General features: G+C 37.9%; 22 protein-coding genes. 11 read left to right on the top strand and 11 right to left on the bottom strand.

The window, feature by feature from the left end:
- Nucleotides 1-5: 5 nt before the first annotated feature.
- Both ACM40_RS18035 and ACM40_RS18030 read right to left on the bottom strand, forming a co-directional pair.
- Nucleotides 6-1,403 (bottom strand): alkaline phosphatase, encoded by a 1,398-nt coding sequence (locus ACM40_RS18035; protein ID WP_048504187.1) that lies wholly within the window; start codon nucleotides 1,401-1,403, stop codon nucleotides 6-8.
- 118 nt (nucleotides 1,404-1,521) lie between these two features.
- A complete protein-coding gene (locus tag ACM40_RS18030) occupies nucleotides 1,522-1,860 on the bottom strand; it encodes a MerC domain-containing protein (protein ID WP_048504186.1) in 339 nt (112 codons plus the stop codon).
- Nucleotides 1,861-1,948: 88 nt separating this feature from the next.
- Here ACM40_RS18030 and ACM40_RS18025 point away from each other — a divergent pair, with 88 nt between their 5' ends.
- Nucleotides 1,949-2,338, top strand: a complete 390-nt coding sequence (locus ACM40_RS18025; protein WP_048504185.1) for a Fur family transcriptional regulator — start codon at nucleotides 1,949-1,951, stop codon at nucleotides 2,336-2,338.
- Between the two features lie 131 nt (nucleotides 2,339-2,469).
- Nucleotides 2,470-2,961: a hypothetical protein gene (locus ACM40_RS18020; protein ID WP_048504184.1), complete on the top strand. Its 492-nt coding sequence runs from the start codon at nucleotides 2,470-2,472 to the stop codon at nucleotides 2,959-2,961.
- 4 nt (nucleotides 2,962-2,965) lie between these two features.
- Here ACM40_RS18020 and ACM40_RS18015 read toward each other — a convergent pair whose 3' ends face one another.
- Nucleotides 2,966-3,430 carry an NUDIX hydrolase gene (locus ACM40_RS18015; RefSeq protein ID WP_048504183.1) on the bottom strand — a complete coding sequence of 155 codons (465 nt, stop codon included), beginning with the start codon at nucleotides 3,428-3,430 and terminating at the stop codon, nucleotides 2,966-2,968.
- A gap of 41 nt (nucleotides 3,431-3,471) precedes the next feature.
- Nucleotides 3,472-4,314: an AraC family transcriptional regulator gene (locus ACM40_RS20425; protein ID WP_048504182.1), complete on the bottom strand. Its 843-nt coding sequence runs from the start codon at nucleotides 4,312-4,314 to the stop codon at nucleotides 3,472-3,474.
- A 90-nt stretch (nucleotides 4,315-4,404) separates the two neighbouring features.
- Between ACM40_RS20425 and ACM40_RS18005 the strand changes: the two genes are divergently transcribed.
- The 5 genes from ACM40_RS18005 to ACM40_RS17985 all read left to right on the top strand — a co-directional run bounded on the left by ACM40_RS18005 (nucleotide 4,405) and on the right by ACM40_RS17985 (nucleotide 8,855).
- On the top strand, nucleotides 4,405-5,382 hold the full coding sequence (locus tag ACM40_RS18005; protein WP_053077135.1) for a polysaccharide deacetylase family protein: 978 nt from the start codon (nucleotides 4,405-4,407) through the stop codon (nucleotides 5,380-5,382).
- A gap of 11 nt (nucleotides 5,383-5,393) precedes the next feature.
- Complete coding sequence (locus tag ACM40_RS18000) at nucleotides 5,394-5,786, top strand: DoxX family protein (protein WP_048504181.1); 393 nt, start codon at nucleotides 5,394-5,396, stop codon at nucleotides 5,784-5,786.
- A 219-nt stretch (nucleotides 5,787-6,005) separates the two neighbouring features.
- Entirely contained in the window at nucleotides 6,006-6,173 is a 168-nt protein-coding gene (locus tag ACM40_RS20405; RefSeq protein WP_040995092.1) for a lmo0937 family membrane protein, read from the top strand.
- A 174-nt stretch (nucleotides 6,174-6,347) separates the two neighbouring features.
- A complete protein-coding gene (locus ACM40_RS17990) occupies nucleotides 6,348-8,006 on the top strand; it encodes an FAD-binding dehydrogenase (RefSeq protein WP_048504180.1) in 1,659 nt (552 codons plus the stop codon).
- A 45-nt stretch (nucleotides 8,007-8,051) separates the two neighbouring features.
- The gene (locus tag ACM40_RS17985; RefSeq protein WP_048504179.1) at nucleotides 8,052-8,855 is read left to right on the top strand and encodes an SDR family oxidoreductase; all 804 of its coding nucleotides are present in this window, start codon (nucleotides 8,052-8,054) and stop codon (nucleotides 8,853-8,855) included.
- A gap of 42 nt (nucleotides 8,856-8,897) precedes the next feature.
- Here ACM40_RS17985 and ACM40_RS17980 read toward each other — a convergent pair whose 3' ends face one another.
- Together ACM40_RS17980 and ACM40_RS17975 are read right to left on the bottom strand one after the other, a co-directional pair.
- Nucleotides 8,898-9,218 carry a helix-turn-helix domain-containing protein gene (locus tag ACM40_RS17980; RefSeq protein WP_048504178.1) on the bottom strand — a complete coding sequence of 107 codons (321 nt, stop codon included), beginning with the start codon at nucleotides 9,216-9,218 and terminating at the stop codon, nucleotides 8,898-8,900.
- 12 nt (nucleotides 9,219-9,230) lie between these two features.
- A complete protein-coding gene (locus ACM40_RS17975; protein WP_048504177.1) occupies nucleotides 9,231-9,659 on the bottom strand; it encodes a transposase in 429 nt (142 codons plus the stop codon).
- A gap of 300 nt (nucleotides 9,660-9,959) precedes the next feature.
- Between ACM40_RS17975 and ACM40_RS17970 the strand changes: the two genes are divergently transcribed.
- Both ACM40_RS17970 and ACM40_RS17965 read left to right on the top strand, forming a co-directional pair.
- On the top strand, nucleotides 9,960-11,558 hold the full coding sequence (locus ACM40_RS17970; protein ID WP_048504176.1) for a tetratricopeptide repeat protein: 1,599 nt from the start codon (nucleotides 9,960-9,962) through the stop codon (nucleotides 11,556-11,558).
- 237 nt (nucleotides 11,559-11,795) lie between these two features.
- Complete coding sequence (locus tag ACM40_RS17965) at nucleotides 11,796-13,643, top strand: chloride channel protein (RefSeq protein WP_048504175.1); 1,848 nt, start codon at nucleotides 11,796-11,798, stop codon at nucleotides 13,641-13,643.
- Nucleotides 13,644-13,766: 123 nt separating this feature from the next.
- Here ACM40_RS17965 and ACM40_RS17960 read toward each other — a convergent pair whose 3' ends face one another.
- The 3 genes from ACM40_RS17960 to ACM40_RS17950 form a co-directional block, all read right to left on the bottom strand.
- Complete coding sequence (locus ACM40_RS17960) at nucleotides 13,767-14,711, bottom strand: aldo/keto reductase (RefSeq protein ID WP_048504174.1); 945 nt, start codon at nucleotides 14,709-14,711, stop codon at nucleotides 13,767-13,769.
- A gap of 154 nt (nucleotides 14,712-14,865) precedes the next feature.
- Nucleotides 14,866-16,671, bottom strand: coding sequence for a hypothetical protein (locus tag ACM40_RS17955; RefSeq protein WP_048504173.1), 1,806 nt, complete (start codon nucleotides 16,669-16,671; stop codon nucleotides 14,866-14,868).
- A 215-nt stretch (nucleotides 16,672-16,886) separates the two neighbouring features.
- Nucleotides 16,887-17,495 (bottom strand): hypothetical protein, encoded by a 609-nt coding sequence (locus tag ACM40_RS17950; RefSeq protein WP_048504172.1) that lies wholly within the window; start codon nucleotides 17,493-17,495, stop codon nucleotides 16,887-16,889.
- 322 nt (nucleotides 17,496-17,817) lie between these two features.
- On the opposite strand from ACM40_RS17950, the gene ACM40_RS17945 reads away from it, so the two are divergent.
- Nucleotides 17,818-18,420: a Crp/Fnr family transcriptional regulator gene (locus ACM40_RS17945; RefSeq protein ID WP_048504171.1), complete on the top strand. Its 603-nt coding sequence runs from the start codon at nucleotides 17,818-17,820 to the stop codon at nucleotides 18,418-18,420.
- Nucleotides 18,421-18,849: 429 nt separating this feature from the next.
- The gene (locus ACM40_RS17940; protein WP_048504170.1) at nucleotides 18,850-19,194 is read left to right on the top strand and encodes a mannan-binding lectin; all 345 of its coding nucleotides are present in this window, start codon (nucleotides 18,850-18,852) and stop codon (nucleotides 19,192-19,194) included.
- A 66-nt stretch (nucleotides 19,195-19,260) separates the two neighbouring features.
- Here ACM40_RS17940 and ACM40_RS20795 read toward each other — a convergent pair whose 3' ends face one another.
- Together ACM40_RS20795 and ACM40_RS20790 are read right to left on the bottom strand one after the other, a co-directional pair.
- The gene (locus ACM40_RS20795; protein WP_228376213.1) at nucleotides 19,261-19,680 is read right to left on the bottom strand and encodes a helix-turn-helix domain-containing protein; all 420 of its coding nucleotides are present in this window, start codon (nucleotides 19,678-19,680) and stop codon (nucleotides 19,261-19,263) included.
- A gap of 9 nt (nucleotides 19,681-19,689) precedes the next feature.
- Nucleotides 19,690-20,043, bottom strand: a complete 354-nt coding sequence (locus tag ACM40_RS20790; protein ID WP_228376212.1) for an AraC family ligand binding domain-containing protein — start codon at nucleotides 20,041-20,043, stop codon at nucleotides 19,690-19,692.
- Nucleotides 20,044-20,071: the final 28 nt, after the last annotated feature.

Here is a 20,071-nt window from a genome sequence, read left to right as displayed (position 1 = left end):
CTTATTTATATCTGTCCCGCTTTCAGCATCAGATAATGCAGATCCGTATTTTTAATAAAAGGGGGTAAAAGCTCTTTCCCCGGGCCGTAAACTGCAACTTCCACATAATCCCCGGAATGGTCCATGCTGATCCAGCCGACAGAATTATGTTTTTTCTGAATTTCCGAATAGGCTTTGAAAGGAAGTTTTTTGTAATTGTAAATTCCCGTTTCCTGCTTCTCAAGCCCCGAATAAAAGCTAAGCAAATGTTTCGCTTCATCATCGGCAAGACTTATTTGATTGGTTTCAAAGATCCAGTCTTTCATCTGCTGAAGATTAAAATCTGAATGAATAGCATTCAGGATATATTCGTTGGTAAACTTATAATTGGCAATGCTGTTAAAATTTTGGGTAGCATCAGCACCGTAAATTGTTCCGGGATTGGCATTGCCGTGATCTGTAGTAATGATTACCAGCGTATTCTCGTCTTTTTCTGCAAAATCAATGACCGTTTTTATCGCTTCATCAAAAGCAAGCTGGTCATGAATTAAAGCCGAAATATCATTGGCATGCGCAGCCCAGTCTACCTTTCCGCCTTCGATCTGTAAAACAAAACCTTCTTTATGATCTTTCATTTGATCTATTGCAGTTTGAGCCATCTCAGCAAGGGATGGGGTTTGCTGCAGCTCAGGAATATTTTTTCTGTCAATAGAATATGGTAAAGCCCCGGAATTGAATATTCCCAGAACTTTCTTACCCTTTTCCGCTTTCTTAAGATCAGATTTGTTTTTAAGAACCTGATAGCCTTTCTGTTTGTATAAGCCATAAATATCCTTTTTATCTTCTCTTTTTAAAGGATTAAAAAACTCATCCCCGCCGCCCATCATGACATCAAAACCTATTTCAGCATACATTTCCGCGATTTCATTTTCCGCATTTCGGCTGTCGGAATTTACGCAGAAGCCCGCAGGAGTGGCATGGGTAATCGTTACCGTTGTTACACAGCCTGTTTTTTTTCCTGCTTTTTTGAATTTTTGCCAGATCGGGACATATTTTTCCCCATTGGTTCCAATGTTAAGAACACCATTTTTTACCCGGTATCCTCCTCCGAAAGACGAACTGGCTGCTGCAGAATCCGTAACAATTGAACTTGCGGAAGCAGTATCCATCAATGCCCGGGAAACTTTATTGTCAAGATACAGGTTCATCCAGTTTCCGTTCTTACCCAGAATATTCTGAGAATACAGGTTGGCCATGGCCAAAGTTCCGGAGCTCATTCCGTCACTGATCATAAAAATAATGTTTTTTGCCTTCTTTTTTGGATCAGGAATTTCTTTTACTCCGTTGGCAAAAAAGTCAACCGGGTTTAAAGTCAGCAGGCCGGACAGCAATGCTGAGCCTTTTAAAAACTTACGTCTGTTCATCTTGGTAAAATTTCGTAGGGCAAGTTAGAGGGTAATTTTAATTAAAGAAACAAGGTTGCATTAATTAATTGTGAATTTTCATTTAAACTGTACTATTTGCTTAAATCTGCAGAAATTGTTAATGCTTATGATTCCTGAAATTAAGGATATGACCTGTAATTAATCCTGCTGCTCCTGCATAAATCAGTGGAATATGAATTTCAAAAATCAGGTCTGCCACAACGGAGACAGCAATGAGGGCGATGGAAATCCAGAACAGGAATTTTAGCCAGTTCCAGGTCATATTTTTCGTAATTCTGTATACCACTACGGCACCAATAATAAGAAAGGTAAGGTCTATAAACGGATTGTGGGATATGCCCAAAGGAATGATCATCAGAAGCGGAAAAGCAATACAGTGAATAAGGCACAGAACTGCTGCGGAAATTGCTACAGCATCAAGAATTTTTGATTTCATAAAAGATCGGGATTTAAATTTCTTATTGTAACTTTGTTGCAAAAGTATAGATAAAATTTTAATTAAAGCAACTTTGTTGCATTTAAAAATGAAACAGATCAGAAATACCCAGGCCAAAACTGAAATTTTAAATGTCATCAATCATTCTGACGTAGCGCTCTCCCAACCCGACATTCAGAAAAAACTGGGTGATCTCTGCAACAGGGTGACCATTTACAGAGTGCTGGAAAGGCTGGAAAATGAAGGACTCATTCATAAAATTGTGAATATAGACGGAGTTGTAAATTTTGCCAGATGCAGCGGAAAATGCAGTACAGAAAAACACGCTCACAATCATGTTCACTTTAACTGTAAAGAGTGCCATTCCGTAACATGTATTGAAAATGCAGTTCCTGATATCAGCCTGCCTTCCGGCTTCATAGCACAGGAATATAATTTTATAGTGAGCGGGATATGCCCGAAATGTTCCGGAGCTTAAGACTTTAATATGGCTTGCTTTCCGGAAATCTAAAATCTTCCACATCAGTCTTCCTGTATCATGAAGTAGATTAATGTTTGGAAAAGCAAATAAAAGTACTATTTTTATTTTCAGAAAAGAAAACACCAATTATGCCGACTGAAGCTTCCCACAAGCTGATTCCGATGACAGATTTTGTTATTGAGTACTACTCTAACGAAGGATATGCCGACCTTCAGACTTTGCGTCTGATGAAAAACTATGCCAATCTTCTAAGAAAACCTTTGACTCTTGGAATGTTTGTTCCCGTAGATCCACAGGGAAATGTATTGAAAGAACCGAAGAATTACACCTCCTGGAAATCACTTGATCATAATAATGTAAAAAGAAATGATACCACTGGATTTGAGGAATATACCACCTATCAGAAAGCGGAACGGAACTGTCTGTTTGAAGGCTTTACCATTGCTTACAACGGATATTCTGTGGTAAGGATTGTAGCTTCCTATGACCAGGCCATCGAAATTTCTTTTAATAAAAATGATTTGCTGTCAACAGCTTTTGCATACATCGAAGCCCTCACTGTTTTCGATGACATCTATCTTACGGTAAATGCTTTAAAATCTATCGGGATTAAAAAATAGAATTTTATTCCTGCTTATCCAGTAATTCTTCCAATTCTGAGATGAAGGCAGCCTGTGACGGATTGATTCTTTTTTGAGCTTCTTCCGATTCAAACCATTCCCATTGGTCTACCTCAGGAATTTCGATCATTTTGGAAGATTTTGGAGGCCACTCCATCTGAAAAGTATTGCTGTAAAGCCCGGATGTTTCCATGTCACTTTCCAGAGCCCAGGCATAAACAGTTTTGCCGCCTTTCTGCTTAACCGGTGTAAGAGCCGTGAACTTCCCCTTTATGATTTGCCCGGTTTCCTCCTTGAATTCAGTTAAAGCCCGGTCCAGAGCATCCTCATCTGGCTGCACTTCTCCTTTCGGGACAGACCATGCCCCGATATCTTTATTTTTCCAAAAAGGCCCGCCAGGATGAACCAGGAAGTAATATAATTTATTTTTCTGCCTTTTATATAATAAGATGCCTGCACTTGTTTTCATAGCTTCAAGATAAGATTTTAAGCATAATAATAGAAAGAGAGTTAGTTATTTTTCCTGAATAATGATGGCGGCATATTTTTATAACTCCGGAAGATCTTATTAAAATGGCTGGCATCATTAAATCCAAGTTGATCGGCAATTTCATTGATATTATAATTACTCTGCTTTAACAGCTTTTCTGCAGCCTTTATTTTCTGATGCATCACGTGCTGCTGTATGGAAAATCCGGTTTGTTTTTTAATGTAAATGCTGATATAATTCTGAGAAAGAGTGAATTCTTTCGCAAGGTTTTCGAGCTTCATTTTATCGGCATCCATTGCATTCACAGTAATGTAATAAAGAATTTTTTCAGCCTGGCTGGTTCCTTTCGATATCCGCTCTTTTCCTCCGCTGTTCATTGTATTTCTGATCAGAATGGTGATCATTGCAGAGAAAAGATCTGCTGAAGTTTCTTTGCTGTAGATACTTTTATTATTAAATTCATAAAGAAGGATTCCGGCAAGCTGCAGCATGTGTTCCCTGTCTGCTTTGTTGCTGATGGCCGATTCATAAACAAAAGAGCTGTCTTCCATCATCAGACGGATTACTTTATTGAGCTCAGTTTTTTTATCGGTATGAAGGCTTTCCCAGATATAATTTTCTGTGAATTTTATATAAATGAACCTGGTTTTTCTTTTTATGGAAAATTCATGGGCATCGCTGGGTCTTAGCAGAAAAACATCTCCTTTCTGATAGGCAAATGTAACTCCGTTCAGGTGATGGGTGCCTTTTCCGCTTGCTATGATAATCAGCTCGTAGAAATTGTGATTATGATATTCTATATCCCAAATCTCCTTCTCGATACTGAAAACATTGAAAGAACTGAAATTAACAATACGCTTCATGGATGAATGGATTTTTACAAATTTAGCATAAATTTTTACAATATAATCCAGCCGTATATTGATGAATTTTGCAGAACAAAACTTTTTAAAATGAAGCATTTAAAAACATCTGCCTTCCTGATCGCATCCGTAATGATGCTGGCTTCCTGTATCGAAAAGAACAGGAAAGGCACCAATGAAGAATCTGAAAAGACAGAATCAATATCCAAAAAATACTGGCCCAACGGTGCTCGCCTGGTTATTTCGGTATCCATGCAGTTTGAAACCGGAGGCCAGCCCGAAGGTGCAGAAAGTCCTTTCAGCGGAACTCCCCTTCCCAAAGGACAGCCGGATCTTGCTGCAGAAAGCTGGTATCGTTATGGCGCGAACGAAGGAATTTACCGTATGCTGGATCTGTGGAAAAAGTATGATATAAAAGTGACTTCCCATGTTGTTGGGACGGCCGCTGAAAAATACCCAGAAATTGCCAGAGCCATTGCCAATGGAGGTCATGAAATAGCTGGCCACGGCTTTGCCTGGGACAACCAGTGGAATAAAAACTATACCGATGAACTGCACTTTGTAAAAGACGGTGCAGACGCAGTTGAAAAGATTACAGGACAGAAAGTTTTAGGCTACAACTGCAACTGGCTCAGAAGAAGCCCTAATACTTTAAAGGTCCTGCAGGAGCTTGGTTTCCTTTATCATATAGATGACCTTAGTCACGACGAGCCTGTTATTACCAAGGTTAATGGGAAAAATTTTGTTGTGATTCCTTATACCCTCAGAAATAATGATATTGTAAACATTGAAGGGAAACACTGGAGCCCGGATCAGTTTCTCACGCAGCTGAAATTTGAGTTTGACCGCTTGTATGAAGAAGGGGCTTCCAAAAGAAGAATGATGAGCATCAGTTTCCATGACAGGATCGGCGGAACTCCTGCAATGGTTCATGCTATGGAAGAATTTATCAGATATACTAAAGAAAAGCAGGGAGTCGTTTTTATGCGTAAGGATGATATCGCAAAAATGGTGGTTAATGATCCTGCAACCCCTATAGATAACAGCGAAGAAAAATATAATAACTAAAAATAAATATTATGAATAAAAATATAGCTTATTTCCTTTTACGGATATCCATGGGAGTAAATCTTCTGGGACACGGTCTTGCCCGAATTCCTAAACTTTCCGTTTTTGCTGAAGGAATGACAAAAAGTTTTGAAAAAAGCTGGCTGCCCCAACCCTTTGTGCACCTGTTCAGTACAGCTCTCCCTTTTTTGGAATTTATGATTGGTGGTCTTCTTATTATAGGCTTTAAGACCCGCCTGGCAAGCATGGCAGGGGCCGGACTTATCATCATGCTTCTTTTTGGAAGCAGCACCGTAGAAAACTGGGAAGCGATGGGAATACAAATGATCTATGCCCTTTTCTTTTATATCCTGATCAGTAAAGCAGAAGATAACTGCTATGCCCTGGACCGGAAAACTTTATAAAAGGTAGATTTCAAATTCTATAGCTTTTAGTTTTTATTCTGTTTTTTTAATACATTATAAATGAGATTGTTATTGATTTTAATAATCCTATTATTGACAGAATTTATTTTCATTGCAAATAGAGGATAGATACCACATTTTAGATGTTATTGACAACTTTATTGCATAAAGGCACAGAATATGTATTAAATGAGAAAATAACATTAAAAATTTAAAGTCATGAGAAATTTATTATGGTTAGTCGCTGTCATTTGTATTATTGTTTGGCTTCTTGGAATGTTAGGTGTTGTGCCGGGAATCAGTACCGGTTACTTAGTGCACGTACTTTTGGTAATTGCCATTATTGTGATACTTTACAATATCATTACAGGTAAAAGACCTCTCTGATAAAAAATTGAAACTTGCTTACATAAAAACAGGTCAGGAATAATTTTTCTGACCTGTTTTTTTATTCTGCCATAGCCAAATTACGGTGCATTAATTTTCCAACATCCGGATATGAAATATTTTATATATTTAATATAGTAAATAATTCAATATCAACCAAAGCAAATCAATACCATGGAAGAAGAATTCCAGCCTGATGCTATTATCGTGGGTGCAGGATTAGCAGGACTTACCGCAGCTATGGAAATTACCAATGCGGGGAAAAAAGTACTTCTCCTTGATCAGGAAACGGAACAGAATATAGGAGGCCAGGCATTCTGGTCATTTGGAGGTCTGTTCCTGATTAACTCGCCCCAGCAGCGCAAAATGGGAATTAAGGATTCTTATGAGCTGGCTCTCCAGGATTGGAAAGGTACAGCAGGTTTTGACCGCAAAGAAGATTACTGGCCCAGAAAATGGGCGGAAGCTTATCTGAAATTTGCAGCCTATGAAAAATATGCCTATGTTTCCAAGCTGGGGATTAAGTTCATGTTCATGGTTGGATGGGCAGAACGTGGTGACGGATCAGCAACCGGCCATGGAAACTCCGTACCACGTTTCCACGTCAGCTGGGGTACAGGAACAGGTGTAATAAAACCATTTGTAGATAAGGCCTACAAAGCAAAAGAAAATGGGCTTTTACAGATGAAATTCAGACATAGGATAACTGAGCTGATCATAGAAAACGGCAAAATCAAAGGTCTCAGGGGTAATATCCTTGAGAATGATGATAAAGAAAGAGGTGCCGAAACCAACAGAAACGTCACAGCACAGTTTGAATATCATGCTTCTCACGTCATCATTGCATCTGGCGGCATAGGAGCAAACCATGAGCTCGTAAGAAAAAACTGGCCGGAAAGATTAGGAAAAGCTCCGGAAAATATGGTCTGCGGCGTACCTGCCTATGTGGACGGAAAAATGATCGGTATTGCCGAAAACTCAGGAGCACATATCATCAATCCGGACAGGATGTGGCATTATACGGAAGGAATACAGAACTGGAACCCGATATGGCCGAAACACGGCATCAGAATACTGCCCGGTCCTTCTTCTTTATGGTTCGATGCCAAGGGAAACCGTCTCCCCGCTCCTTTCCTGCCGGGGTTTGATACTTTGGGAACCCTGAAGCATATCCAGGATACAGGATTTTCTTACTCCTGGTTTATTTTGACCCAGAAAATCATTAAAAAAGAATTTGCCCTTTCCGGGTCAGAGCAGAATCCGGATATTACCAATAAGGACTATGCCCTTTTTCTGAGCAGGATTTTTGGTAAAAAAGCACCGGGACCTGTAGAAGCATTTAAAGAACATGGAAAAGATTTTATAGTTTCAGATGATCTGAAAAACCTGGTGGAAAGAATGAATGAACTTTCCGGTGCCCATCATTTGAGCTATGATAAAATAAAGGAACAGATAGAGGCCAGAGACCGTGAGCTTGACAATAAGTATTCAAAAGATACACAGGTAAATTATATAAGGAATACAAGGAATTATCTTGGAGATAAATTAGGCCGTGTAGCAGCTCCGCATAAAATACTGGACCCTAAAAACGGACCTTTAATCGCCGTACGGCTTCATATTCTTACCCGGAAGACATTGGGAGGGATTAAAACCAACCTTAACGGACAGGTTCTGAGAGATGATGATAGTGTAATTGACGGGCTGTATGCAGCAGGAGAAGCTGCCGGCTTCGGCGGTGGCGGAATGCATGGCTACCGTGCGCTGGAAGGAACATTTCTTGGAGGCTGTATCTTTTCCGGAATGAAAGCCGGAAAATATATAGCAGGAATTTAAATGATGAATTTTAAAAATTAAGAAGCAAACACTAAAAAAACAAGGATGAAAAGTTATTTCGATAATAAAGTAGTTTGGATTACAGGAGCTTCCTCAGGAATCGGGGAAGCTTTGGTTAACGAACTGGCAATAAAAAGCAGTGCAAAAATCATTCTTTCATCAAGAAATAAAGATCAGTTAGATGCTGTTGCCCAAAAAGCAGGGCTTGAGGCCAACCGTTTTACTGTACTACCATTGGATCTGGAGGATTACAAAAAAATGCCGGATGTTGTGGCAGAAGTTGTAGACAGATTTGGAAAAATAGATATTCTGATCAATAACGCAGGGCTTTCCCAGCGTTCACTGGCTATAGAAACTGATATAGAAGTGGATAAACGTTTAATGGATATTGATTTTATAGGAACGGTAGCTCTTACCAAATCTGTTCTTCCCTACATGATCCGAAACGGTGGCGGACATATTGCTGTAGTTTCCAGCCTGATGGGTATTTTCGGAGCACCTATGCGAAGCAGTTATGCTGCTGCAAAACATGCACTCCATGGTTTTTTTGACAGCCTGCGTGCCGAATTGTATACCAGGAATATCATAGTGACGATCATTTGTCCAGGATTTGTCCAGACCAATATCTCCATTAATGCAGTGACCGGTAATGGCTCCCTGCAGGGTACTATGGATGATGCCACCAAGAAAGGAATGCCTGCTGATGTTTTCGCCCGGAAAATGCTTTCAGCGATAGAAAAAAAGAAAAACCAGGCTTCCATAGGTGGACAGGAAGTATTGGGAACCTATCTTAAAAGATTTTTCCCGAATCTCTTGACCAAAATTGTACGTAAAGCAAAAGTAGTTTAGCGAAAATAACAAAACTTCCTAAATGAGAGGTTATTTTTATTTTTAAATGAATTTCTTTTTCCATTTTGCAATGGTATTTCTGCTCAGCTTAAAATGTCTTGCGAGCTGGGTATTGTTATAACCATTTTCCTTTTGATAGTCCAGTATTTCAATGATGGTTTGCCGGTCAAAACAGCGGTGCCTTTGATTAAAGGTAACGGCATTTTTATCTTCTACATCCGTAAGAATAGTACTGCATTTGATCACATCAAGCAGGGACAAATCCTTTTGGGAAAGTATGGCTTTGAATGCTTCTTTTTTTTCAGGATACCTTTCATTGATAAGGTCTGTGTATATTCTTTTATAATCAGGGATATTTTTCATTGTATTTTCACTTTACATCATATTGTATTTATGCAGCCATTTGTATAAGGTGCTTTTGGGAATTTTATATTCAGAAATGACACCTGATTTTGTCATTTCCCCTTTTCTGATCTTGTCCAGAACAAATTCTATGATTTCCTTGGTATAAAGGTTTTTACGGAAATCCGGCAATGAATCCGGTATATTTTTCTTTTGGATATAGTTCATGGAAGACTGGGGCGAATACAAAATCTGATGCTGTGAATAGAGCCTGAAGAAATCATACTGTAGAAGCTTGGACCACCGCAACAGCATTTCTGTGTCAGAAGAAGGAGAATCATACATTTTCATAACATCTTCTTCCTTGCAGTTGAGAAATTTACATATCCGGGACATTTCTATACCGCTTTGAGCTACTTTTTCTTTTATCATTGCCCCAATATTCAGGTTTTTTAGATCCATATATTTCTGTTTGTGTTTTTTACGGTTAAAGGAATTTTATTATTCAGAATAGTAATATTAAGCTTTTAACCCGGTAAAGAAAAGTACCAAGCGAAATGATTTCTGAAAAAAGAACAGCTATTTCAGGATATTTTATCAAACTTAAAAACCTGCAGAATTAAAAGCTGTTGATTGAATTTAAACAATTAAAATTCAGTAAGTTTAAAAAATTAATTAATCATATAAATTCTGAAAAACTAACACTATTATTAAACTGTAATTGTTAATATTGTACTTAATTTACTTTTTCAAAACACAATAATGAAAAATACTATTTTACTTCTGCCCTGTTTGGTTTTCGGGCTTTTTAATGCTCAACTAGGTTCCGGGCCTCTCACAAACTCACAAATTGATGCCGAAATTATCCGTGCTGAAGAATTAGCAAAAAACAATATAGGAAAATCTATCACCCTTTCCAATGAGATCTATCGTGTCTCTAAAAAAAACGGGTATACAAAAGGAATCTTGGAAAGCGGTTCTATCCTGATGGCCAGATATTATGATATAGGAAATTACAAAAAAGTAATTGAGCTCAGTACAGAAGCAGAAAAGCTTGCTCTTGAAACAAGGTCTGATGCGAAACTGGCCAATACTTATAGGCTAAGAGCTTCATCCTATACGGAATTGGGTTTTAACAATGAAAGTATTGCAGAGTTTAGAAAAGCTTTAAAAATAGCTGAAAAAGTATCAACTGTTGACACTAAGAATTATCTCAAATCATTAATATATACAGGTATAGGAAGTTATTTGGCTCATGTGGAAGCACCATTGGATTCGGTTATACATTATCAGGAAAAGTCTTTAGAAAGTGCGGTTCATATTGGAAATAGCAAAGATTTTAAATCAAAAAAATACTTTCTTCTGGTTTTATCTTATATGAATCTGGGAATGACAAGCGTTGCTTCCAAAAGGATCAACGATGCTGAAAATTATTTTGAAAAGGCACTAAAAATAGCTCAGAATAATGATTATAAGGTGCCCAAAAACCTGGAATGTACGATTTTAAATGAATATGCCTGGCTGTATTATGATCAGAAAAAATATGATCTGGCGGTACAGTACGGCAAAAAAGCTGAACAACTGGAAAAATCAATGAGTATTCCCTATATCAGGAGAGATATTTATGAAGTTAATTTTAAGTCATATGTAGAACTTGGAAATAAAGAAGCTTCAAAAGAATACATGAATCTTTACACAAAGCTCAATGACAGCCTGGTGAATGAAGAGAAGAAAACCATTAACACGCCCGTAAAAAAAATAATGGACGAACAGGGAAAAGCTCATACAGGTAACATTCAGAAAATTCTGATGATCAGTCTTACCGTTATTATTCTTCTTGTGGCAGGCGGGATACTGTTTTGGAAGAGAAACCAGAAAAAACTTCACGAAAATTATGAAGCTGTTATTAATACGCTGAACAAAAACAATAGCAGTCCGATACAAAATACGCAGCTGGAAGTGTCATCTGAAAAAAGCATTACCATTACAGATGAAACAGTGAAAATGATCCTGGGCAAGCTGGAAAAATTTGAAAAATCACAAAAATTCATTAAAAAAGACCTCAGTCTCACTTCTCTTGCCACCGATCTGAATACCAATACACGGTATCTTTCAGAAATTATCAAACAGTATAAAGAAAACAATTACAATAATTATATCAACGGTCTCAGGATCAATTATATCATCAATAAGCTTTATGAAAACCCTATTTACAGAGAATATAAGATCAGTTATCTGGCTGAAGCCTGTGGATTTTCATCAAGAGAAGTTTTTGCTGTTATCTTCAAAAAAGAAACAGGTGTAAGTCCGTCCTATTTTATCAATAACCTGAAAAAAGACCGTTTAGAATCAGCAACCTAGTGTATTTACGGATTGCTGCATAGAAGAACTGTAGAAGTTTAATCCTTAGAAAATCAAAGCTGAATTTATAAATTTTGAAAACGAAATTTTATTAAAAAATATTTATAATACTTCAATGTTCTTAATTTCAATACATTATGTTTGGAATCAATCAATTTATAGCCGCCAAATACTAAATCCTTATCAAGATATTTCATAAATTTACGGAACCATCACAGTTTTAAAATTGGTTTTCAGGTGAAGATTCACAACAAAAAGAAGTATTTAAGCTTTCTAAAATTTAAAAGAGACTTTCAGGAATACGGGCTGGAAAAGGCCCGGAGCTATGAGCTCATCCTTCACTGGCTGAATAACAGGCTCAGCAGGAACCAATTTCTGGTGCTTTCCGGGATCCTTGTAGGCTGTACGGCGGGGCTTGCCGGAGTGGTCCTGAAAACTCTTGTCCATACCATTCACAATTTTATTACGCATAAGGTTCATTTTGAATACCAGATCCTGTTCTATATTGTCTTTCCGTTTCTGGGGATTGTGCTCACCACATCTATTGTGCTTACTCTATTCAAAGGGCAGGACAGAAAAGGAATCGGTGCCATTTTATACGAAATTGCCCAGAATTCAAGTATTGTAGCTTCTGTGAAAATGTATTCCCAGATTATCCAGAGTGCTGTGACCGTAGGATTGGGAGGTTCTGCCGGATTGGAAAGTCCCATTGCCGTTACCGGGGCTGCCATCGGTTCCAATTATGCGCAGACCTACAGGCTGAGCTACAAAGAACGGACACTCTTGCTGGCTGCAGGTGCGACCGCAGGGATTGCTTCGGCCTTTAATGCTCCGATTGCCGGGATTATGTTCGCTTTTGAAATTCTTTTGACAGGTGTAGTTTTTACAGACTTTATACCTTTGGTAGTGGCTGCGGTGTGCGGAAGTCTTTTATCCAGAATTCTGCTTCAGGAAGACGTACTTTTCAGGTTTTATACCAGAGATCCTTTTAATTATAAAAATGTTCCCTATTATCTTATTCTCGGAATTGTAACAGGCTTGTATGCCCGCTATTTTGTGGTCATTTCCCAAAAGGTTGAGCATTTCATTAAAGAGCTTAAACTTTCAAGGATGCGAAAAGCAATGTTTGGCGGATTGGTGCTGTCGCTGCTCTGTGTGCTCTTTCCACCGTTATTCGGGGAAGGATATGAAACGGTGAAGGCTTTTACCAACGGCAGCACCAATGCTATTATCAGAAACAGCTTTTTCAGGTATTTTGAGATCGGTGATTGGACCATTATTATATTCCTGGTTTTGGTGTGTCTTTTAAAAGCTTTTGCTACGTCTTTTACCATATTCAGCGGAGGTAATGGCGGTAATTTTGCCCCTTCCCTTTTTGCCGGTGGCACAGTTGGATATTTATTTGCTCTGGTTTGCCAGCATATTGGGTTTACTGACGTTCCGGTAACGAATCTCGTGCTTGTAGGGATGGCCGGTGCAATGAGTGGTGTACTGTATGCCCCTCTTACAGCCATATTCCTGATTGCCGAATCCAGTTTCGGATACGATCTTTTTATTCCGCTGATGATTGTATCTATTATCTCCTATCTTATTGCGAAATGGTTCTCCCCGATCTCTCCCGAGCTTAAATCTTTGGCTGAACAGGGAAAAATACTGACCAAACAGCACGATACCAACCTGCTTTTTGCTTTAAAAACAGAAGATTTCATAGACCGATTTTCAGAAACGATTAATGAGCATGCTTCGGTTACCGAATTATTTGAACAGGTAAAAAACGGAAATAAAAATATTTTTGCAGTTACAGATGAAGCAGGAAAACTGAAAGGTATCCTGACTTTGGATGACATCCGTCCTTATCTTTTCAATAAAGAAACAGACAGCTCAATGACGGTTTCCCAGATTATGAAAACCCCGCCAGCAGTTATTCACCGAGAAAATAAGCCTTTGGAAATTCTTCAGGTTTTTGATGACACTGGGGTATGGAACCTTCCGGTAACAAGTGAAAATAATGATTTTATCGGGTTTATATCAAAATCTTCTATCCTGATGAGCTACAGACAGCTTTTAAAAGAATATTCCGATTAAATTTCTATAGCTCAACATTAATAAATCTGAAAGAGCTTATAACATCGATCATTAAAAAAATAGTCAAAAAAAATATCCGCTCAGCAAAACCGGGCGGATATTTTTTTTTGTATGAGAAAGGAACTATTTACTTGCCTCATTAAGCAGTTCAATATCTTCCTGATCCAAAACCAGTTTCGGAGCCTTGAATATAGTATCAAGCTGAGAAGCACTCGTTGCACTTACTATTGGTGCCGTGATCAGAGGATTGGCCAGAAGCCATGCCAAAGCAGCTGTTCCCTGTGTGGTCTGATGCTTTTCACTGACCTGGTCCAGAGCCTTCAGTACTTCAAGGCCTTTCGGGTTCAGATATTTTCTTACGCCTTCACCTCTCTGACTTTTACCCAAATCCTCTTCGGTCCGGTATTTTCCGGTAAGAAAACCTGCAGCTAATGACCAGTACGGAAATATACTAAGGTCGAATTCTTCTACAAGCGGAGCATAATTTTTTTCGAAACCTTCTCTTTCCATTAAATTATAATGGGGCTGCAGGGCAACATATTTTGGAAGACTATATTTTTCCGAGGCTTCGAATGAGGCTTTCAGACGTTCGGGAGATAGATTGGAAGCCGCAATATACCTTACTTTTCCTGCTTTAATGATTTCATCATATGCAGAAAGAGTTTCCTCTATTGGTGTCGTATTGTCATCATAATGAGTATAATAGAGATCAATATGATCAGTCTGAAGTCTTTGTAAAGATTCATCTACAGATTTCAGGATATGTTTTTTGCTGATATCCAGGCCATGTTCTTCGGTTTGGGCTCCTACTTTGGTGGCCAGAACAATATTCTGGCGGTTGGAACGGCTTTTCATCCATTTTCCGATAATTTCCTCGGACTGCCCTCCTTTCCCGTTAACCCACCATGAGTAAACATCTGCAGTATCTATAAAATTGAATCCTGCATCTGCAAATTGATCCAATATATCAAAAGACTGTTTCTCGTCAAGTGTCCATCCGAAAACATTTCCTCCAAAATTGACAGGAGCTACCGACAAATCGGTATTTTTTATCTTTCTTTTTTCCATAAAATAAATTGAATTAAAATTTTTAAGAAGTATCTAAGGTAGGGAATATCAGGGAGGATTCAGATTCAAAATAAGCATACCTTTTATAGGTATTATAAATAAAAAACAGCCTTCATAACGAAAGCTGTTTATCTATCAATCTAAAAAAATACCGTTACTTTTCAGCCTGAGGAATCTCAATGGCTGTAAGCATCAGTTTATATTCCTGCAGCTGCAGTTCTATGGTTTTCAATCTGCTTTTAAAGAAAGTGGATGTTTGAAACAGGTTTTTATAATAATCAATCCCTTCAAGGATATTCTTTTTGAAGGAATTCCATTTTTTGGTTTGGGCATTGGTAACCTGTACCGAAGAATTGCCGATTTCTTTTTTAAGATAATCAACATACATTTTCAGCTCGTTGATGAACATATTCGGACGTTGGTTATCAGGAAGAATGTTGGTATTCCCGTAGATATGCCTTACCATTTCTGAAAGTGAAACTTCTTTATCAAAAAAAGCCAGATTAGGTCCCGGACATATCACCACTCCCTGCTTTTCTCCTTTTATATCCAGATTATGCTCCATGTAAGCAGCATTGACCAATCCTACACACAGACAGGCCTTATCTGTAATCTCAGTTTTTCTTTTACAAAATTCTTCTGCGGTAAGTGCATGATCAGCCTCCAGTTCTTTTAACTTGATGTCCTGATACTTTTTAGAGGCTGTACAGGTTCCCTGCGGTGAAAATTCTTTGCTCAGGGCCAATAATTTTTTCGGGCATGAGCTTCCATATTTTCCGGCAGCTTCTTTCTGGTATTTCAGAATCTCATTAGAGGTTCCTTTTACCGTATTAAAAGGAACGCCCAGAGGTGAGATATTGCTCAGGTAAAAATCCTGTTCTTTAGATTTTAAAAGCAGGTTTCTGGTTTCGGTGTCTACAGAGGTCGCTTCTGGAACTAAAAGAAACGGAGATCCCCATCCCACACTGTCTACATTGTAATTTTCAAGTAAAAACTCATGCTCTTCAGAAGTTCCTACGCCTCCCTGAACGGTAATTTTCATTTCAAGGGGTTCAGAAATCACATGTTTTCCTTTCTGTTCCAGTGCAGTGACCATTAAAGCATGGGCAGACTGGATAAGGTCGTTCTTTTTCTGCTTAAATTCTTCCATGATAGGCCCCAGCAGCATTCCTTCCGTGGCAAATGCATGCCCTCCACAGTTCAGTCCGGATTCAATTCTGTATTCCGAGATCCAAAGCCCTTTTTTAGCCAAAAAATTTCCCTGTATCATGGCTGAACGGAAATCACTGACCTTAAGAATGATTTTCTTTTTTAGAATTCCGTTCCGGTCAGGGAAAAAGTCATCAAATTCTTCAATATAGCTGTACAGGCGCGGATTCATTCCCGCAGAAAGTACCATTGAAGAAGACAGCTTGCTCTGTGCAAAACCACGCAACGAAGCATGTGCATCATTAAATATGACAGGAAGCTGTTCGTCTTTTTTATAATTATCTTTATCAACTTTCGTCATGATATTGACGTCGATACTTCCGGGTTTCAGATTGGTTTCAATAAAGTTTTTGATGCCGGAACCTAAATTCTCCTTCTGATTCATCAAATTCTGCAATCCGCTTTTCAGGTCTGAAGTATTGGGAAGAATGGCCATGAAATTCTTTAATGCCTCTTTGTTTCTGATGATTTCCTGTTTGAATGATTCAAATTTTTCATTCACGATATCATCTACCATATCCAGGTAAGCTGTAATTCTTTTCGCCCTGTAGTCCTCAGTTTTTGTGGAAATTCCTAAATAATCAAGATTGAATTTCTTATTATAGAAGTTTTTCATTTTTTCCAGGATTTCATCGTCAATGATGGAAATAACGGAAGAAATTCCATATTGGGCAACACGGATCGGGCTGTCTATGGTATAAGCCAGTCCCATTACCGGAATATGGAAATTGTGTAATGGTTTATGTGTCATTTTATTTTGATAAAAATTCTTTCGTAACGAATGAATTAAAAATCCCGGAATACCTTATCCACACCGGTGGGTATTTCAGTTTAAAATTTTAATTGACCTAAATTTATCATTTTAATATTAGCTATGCATTAAATAATACTTATAATATGGGAAATATGTTAAATGTCATTCTTTTGACATTCCCAGTAATATAGTAAGGGAGAAAAACTTAATACTTATTCGAAATCAAGAAAACCATCTGAAAGTTTTTTCCATTGTATTTTCGATATTCCCATCATTCCTCCTACGGCTACCATAAGATTCCTGATGATGTCAATAAATCCGGCATTCAAATTGGGAGTCTCATTCCTTCCGTAAACCGCTGCTTTCAAGTGAGTGGGTGTCCTGGAAATCATAAAGGAAGAGGATGCTTTGGAGCTGTAAAAATGGGCAATATGTCTGTTCTTTTTATTTTGTGGATTTCTGGAAGGGTTACATGTGATGATGATACTTTCAGAAAAGTTATCTTCCTGAAAGCAGATATCGGTAACTTCTACCCAATCGTATCCTTTTGCTTCGGTATCTCCGGGTCCGGGAATATCAATTCTCATGAAATCTCCTTTTTGAGGGGCTCTTTCTGTCTCGTTTCCATAGGAATCATACAGCTTAAATGATGCAAACCCTTCACCGCAATAGCTTTGCCATTTACTGACAGAGAAAAATCTTTGTTTTAATATATCAAATTTAAGAGGAAGAAGAGCCGGCTCAAACTCCTTCTGGCTTTCTGTGTCATGAAATCCGCCCGATTGCTGCTGTGCAACTCTGTTGATCTGCTTTGGTTTCATTGTAGAGATTTTAGACTAAGTTATAAAAACCGTGAGAATCTCTTTATGAGCGGGGTCATAAGATGAATAAAAACCTCTCGGTTGAGAGGTCAATGTTAAAACGTAATGTATTGATGGGGAATGTTATTTTCCTTTACCAAAAGTAAGGGGAATATGTGGCCTATTTTATGATTGGAGTCATGTTGGTGAATATTTATTATGAATTTGTTTAAATTTTAAAGTTTTATCGCTTTTTTTTGAAGTAATAATTATTTTTGAATAAAAAATTGTAAAGATCAAACTAATTTAAATTTATTTTTGTAACTCAAGAACAGTTGTAGATATGCTTATGGTAATAGATGAAGAACTTTTATTTTCCTCAGGTGCGGAACTGATGAATTATACAGCAAATAATGTTATTTTTAAAGAAAATGATTATCCTAAATATTATTTTCAAATCAGATCCGGAACTGTAAAGATCAATAACTATTTTGAAAATGGTCGTGAAATAATACATAGTGTACCCTTTGACGGCCACTGCCTTGTAGAAAGCTCTCTTTTTACGGATAAGCCATATGCCGTTAATGCAGTAGCAATGGGCAATTGTGAGATTATCAGGTTAGATAAAAATAAATTCCTGGAACTCGTCGGAAATTCCCCCGATCTGCTCCTAAAACTCTACAGCTATACTGCAGAAAGGATGCATTACAGGCATGTGATGCTGAGCAATCTTGCCTCGCCCGATCCCGGAACCAAGGTAAAACGGGTAATGGAATGCCTGAAATCCTATAACCAGTTTACCGATAAATATTCTTATCAGTTTCCTTTTACCAGACAGCATCTGGCTTCCCTTACCGGTTTATGTGTAGAAACTGTTATCAGGGTTGTAAAGAAAATGGAAAAAGAAAAAGCGGTAAGAATCCGGAACGGTAAGATATTTTACTGATCTGTACTTGTTGAATGAGTATCTATAATTAACGGAAACACTCATTAGTCATATTTATACTCTTTTAAATATATACACTTTTTTATCATTTTATGATAAAGTATGATCATAAATAAATACCATAAATGGTTAGAAAAATACTATTAACTGGGATCCTATTTATAACTGGACTTAATAAATTTTTAAAATTTGTGCTTATTGAATGTTTTACATAATATAAATTTTACTTATATTTGTGGATCGAAATAATTTTTTTTCATCATTTGTGTTTTTTTAAGGTCTCCTCTAGGAGGCCTTTTTTATGCTCTATATGACCGGACCGTGTGGTAGGTAAAAATACGGAAAGATGAATTTGGTACTTTCTACTCTAACGTATATCTCTTTAAAGTGACAACTTTGTAATGTTAAACAATTTAAAAACATTACACCATGTCAACATTCAAAATCAACATCATTGCAGGACCACTTTGGAGCAATGACGAAGCACAAAAAATCGGAGGCCGTATTGCTGCGGCACATTTAGGAAAATTCACCGGACAATGGAGCACTATTGTCGAAGGTCAGATGAGCGTTATCGAAGTTGAATACGATACACAGCCATCCGGAAGTACAGAATATACGCTGGACGTTTTGGCGGGACCTATCTGGAGCAACGAAGATGCCAAGGAAATATGCCCTTCCATCTGTGCTTCTTACGGCGGTACCTGGAACGGGCAGTGGACAACAGTCGTTGAAGGCAAGATGAGCGTTTGCGGATGCACATTCAAGTTCTAGAATTTATTTTAGATGAATACAAATCTCCGGGGAAACCTGGAGATTTTTTTGCTTTGATAATAATTTTTACTGGATGGTTTTTATAAAATCCGTAGGCCTCGACTGCATCACAGACTGGAAACTTCTTGTAAAAGCCTGAACACTTTTATACCCTACTTCATACGCTGTTTCAGAAATAGTAAGATCTCCCGAACTCAGGAGTTCCAGACTTTTTATGATTCTCAGAATCTGCTGATATTTACTTAAAGTCATACCGGTTTCTTTTTTAAAGATCCGTTCCAGACTTCGTAAGGAAAGGTTGGAGAGTTCACTCAGATCTTCTATTTTCACTTCTTCATGATAATGATTGTGCAGATAACCAATAGGCTGAGACAACCGTTTATCTGCAGGAAGACTAATGTGAAGTTTCAAAGAATGTTCTACAAATTGGGGCAATTCATTGAAAAGTGCTTTCAAAAACAGCATTTCATCAGGATTATTCTCCATATTTTTTGACTATCTTTCCGAATACCTGATCATTTCCTTTAAAACAGGAGGAACTGAAAAAACATTGGTTTCAAGATGAAAAGAACTGTCTTTATCCACTTCTGCAAACATAATCATCAGCTTGATCTTCTCCGAATGCGAATTGGTTTTGTGTAGGGCACCGGGAGGAATCCATGCAGCATGATTCTGCGGAAGCAAATACATTTTTCCATCTACTGTAATGTACTGGAATCCACTTTCTACATACACCAGCTGGCCTTTTTCATGGGAATGAAGGATGTCGTCATGTCGCCAGTTTTCCTCAAACCATACAAAATAAGGCTTTTCGAGGCTGTCCAGATCTATAGAATTATGTGGATTCATGTCGTTTTAAGTTAAAACTTTGGCAAAA

This window comes from Chryseobacterium sp. BLS98, assembly GCF_001045445.1.
In the GTDB taxonomy this organism is placed as follows: Bacteria; Bacteroidota; Bacteroidia; order Flavobacteriales; family Weeksellaceae; genus Chryseobacterium.
The sequence above is the reverse complement of the archived record's forward strand: the minus strand, read 5'-3'. Positions and strand labels throughout refer to the sequence as shown.

Excerpts from the sequence above, each read along its gene's own strand:
- ACM40_RS18025 (WP_048504185.1), top strand. The coding sequence starts at position 1,949 with ATGAAACAGATCAGAAATACCCAGGCCAAAACTGAAATTTTAAATGTC.
- ACM40_RS17940 (WP_048504170.1), top strand. The coding sequence starts at position 18,850 with ATGTCAACATTCAAAATCAACATCATTGCAGGACCACTTTGGAGCAAT.
- ACM40_RS17975 (WP_048504177.1), bottom strand. The coding sequence starts at position 9,659 with ATGGATCTAAAAAACCTGAATATTGGGGCAATGATAAAAGAAAAAGTA.
- ACM40_RS20425 (WP_048504182.1), bottom strand. The coding sequence starts at position 4,314 with ATGAAGCGTATTGTTAATTTCAGTTCTTTCAATGTTTTCAGTATCGAG.
- ACM40_RS18015 (WP_048504183.1), bottom strand. The coding sequence starts at position 3,430 with ATGAAAACAAGTGCAGGCATCTTATTATATAAAAGGCAGAAAAATAAA.
- ACM40_RS17945 (WP_048504171.1), top strand. The coding sequence starts at position 17,818 with ATGCTTATGGTAATAGATGAAGAACTTTTATTTTCCTCAGGTGCGGAA.
- ACM40_RS17980 (WP_048504178.1), bottom strand. The coding sequence starts at position 9,218 with ATGAAAAATATCCCTGATTATAAAAGAATATACACAGACCTTATCAAT.
- ACM40_RS17950 (WP_048504172.1), bottom strand. The coding sequence starts at position 17,495 with ATGAAACCAAAGCAGATCAACAGAGTTGCACAGCAGCAATCGGGCGGA.
- ACM40_RS18005 (WP_053077135.1), top strand. The coding sequence starts at position 4,405 with ATGAAGCATTTAAAAACATCTGCCTTCCTGATCGCATCCGTAATGATG.
- ACM40_RS17960 (WP_048504174.1), bottom strand. The coding sequence starts at position 14,711 with ATGGAAAAAAGAAAGATAAAAAATACCGATTTGTCGGTAGCTCCTGTC.
- ACM40_RS18000 (WP_048504181.1), top strand. The coding sequence starts at position 5,394 with ATGAATAAAAATATAGCTTATTTCCTTTTACGGATATCCATGGGAGTA.
- ACM40_RS17970 (WP_048504176.1), top strand. The coding sequence starts at position 9,960 with ATGAAAAATACTATTTTACTTCTGCCCTGTTTGGTTTTCGGGCTTTTT.
- ACM40_RS17990 (WP_048504180.1), top strand. The coding sequence starts at position 6,348 with ATGGAAGAAGAATTCCAGCCTGATGCTATTATCGTGGGTGCAGGATTA.
- ACM40_RS20790 (WP_228376212.1), bottom strand. The coding sequence starts at position 20,043 with ATGAATCCACATAATTCTATAGATCTGGACAGCCTCGAAAAGCCTTAT.
- ACM40_RS20405 (WP_040995092.1), top strand. The coding sequence starts at position 6,006 with ATGAGAAATTTATTATGGTTAGTCGCTGTCATTTGTATTATTGTTTGG.
- ACM40_RS17985 (WP_048504179.1), top strand. The coding sequence starts at position 8,052 with ATGAAAAGTTATTTCGATAATAAAGTAGTTTGGATTACAGGAGCTTCC.
- ACM40_RS17955 (WP_048504173.1), bottom strand. The coding sequence starts at position 16,671 with ATGACACATAAACCATTACACAATTTCCATATTCCGGTAATGGGACTG.
- ACM40_RS18020 (WP_048504184.1), top strand. The coding sequence starts at position 2,470 with ATGCCGACTGAAGCTTCCCACAAGCTGATTCCGATGACAGATTTTGTT.
- ACM40_RS18035 (WP_048504187.1), bottom strand. The coding sequence starts at position 1,403 with ATGAACAGACGTAAGTTTTTAAAAGGCTCAGCATTGCTGTCCGGCCTG.
- ACM40_RS20795 (WP_228376213.1), bottom strand. The coding sequence starts at position 19,680 with ATGGAGAATAATCCTGATGAAATGCTGTTTTTGAAAGCACTTTTCAAT.
- ACM40_RS18030 (WP_048504186.1), bottom strand. The coding sequence starts at position 1,860 with ATGAAATCAAAAATTCTTGATGCTGTAGCAATTTCCGCAGCAGTTCTG.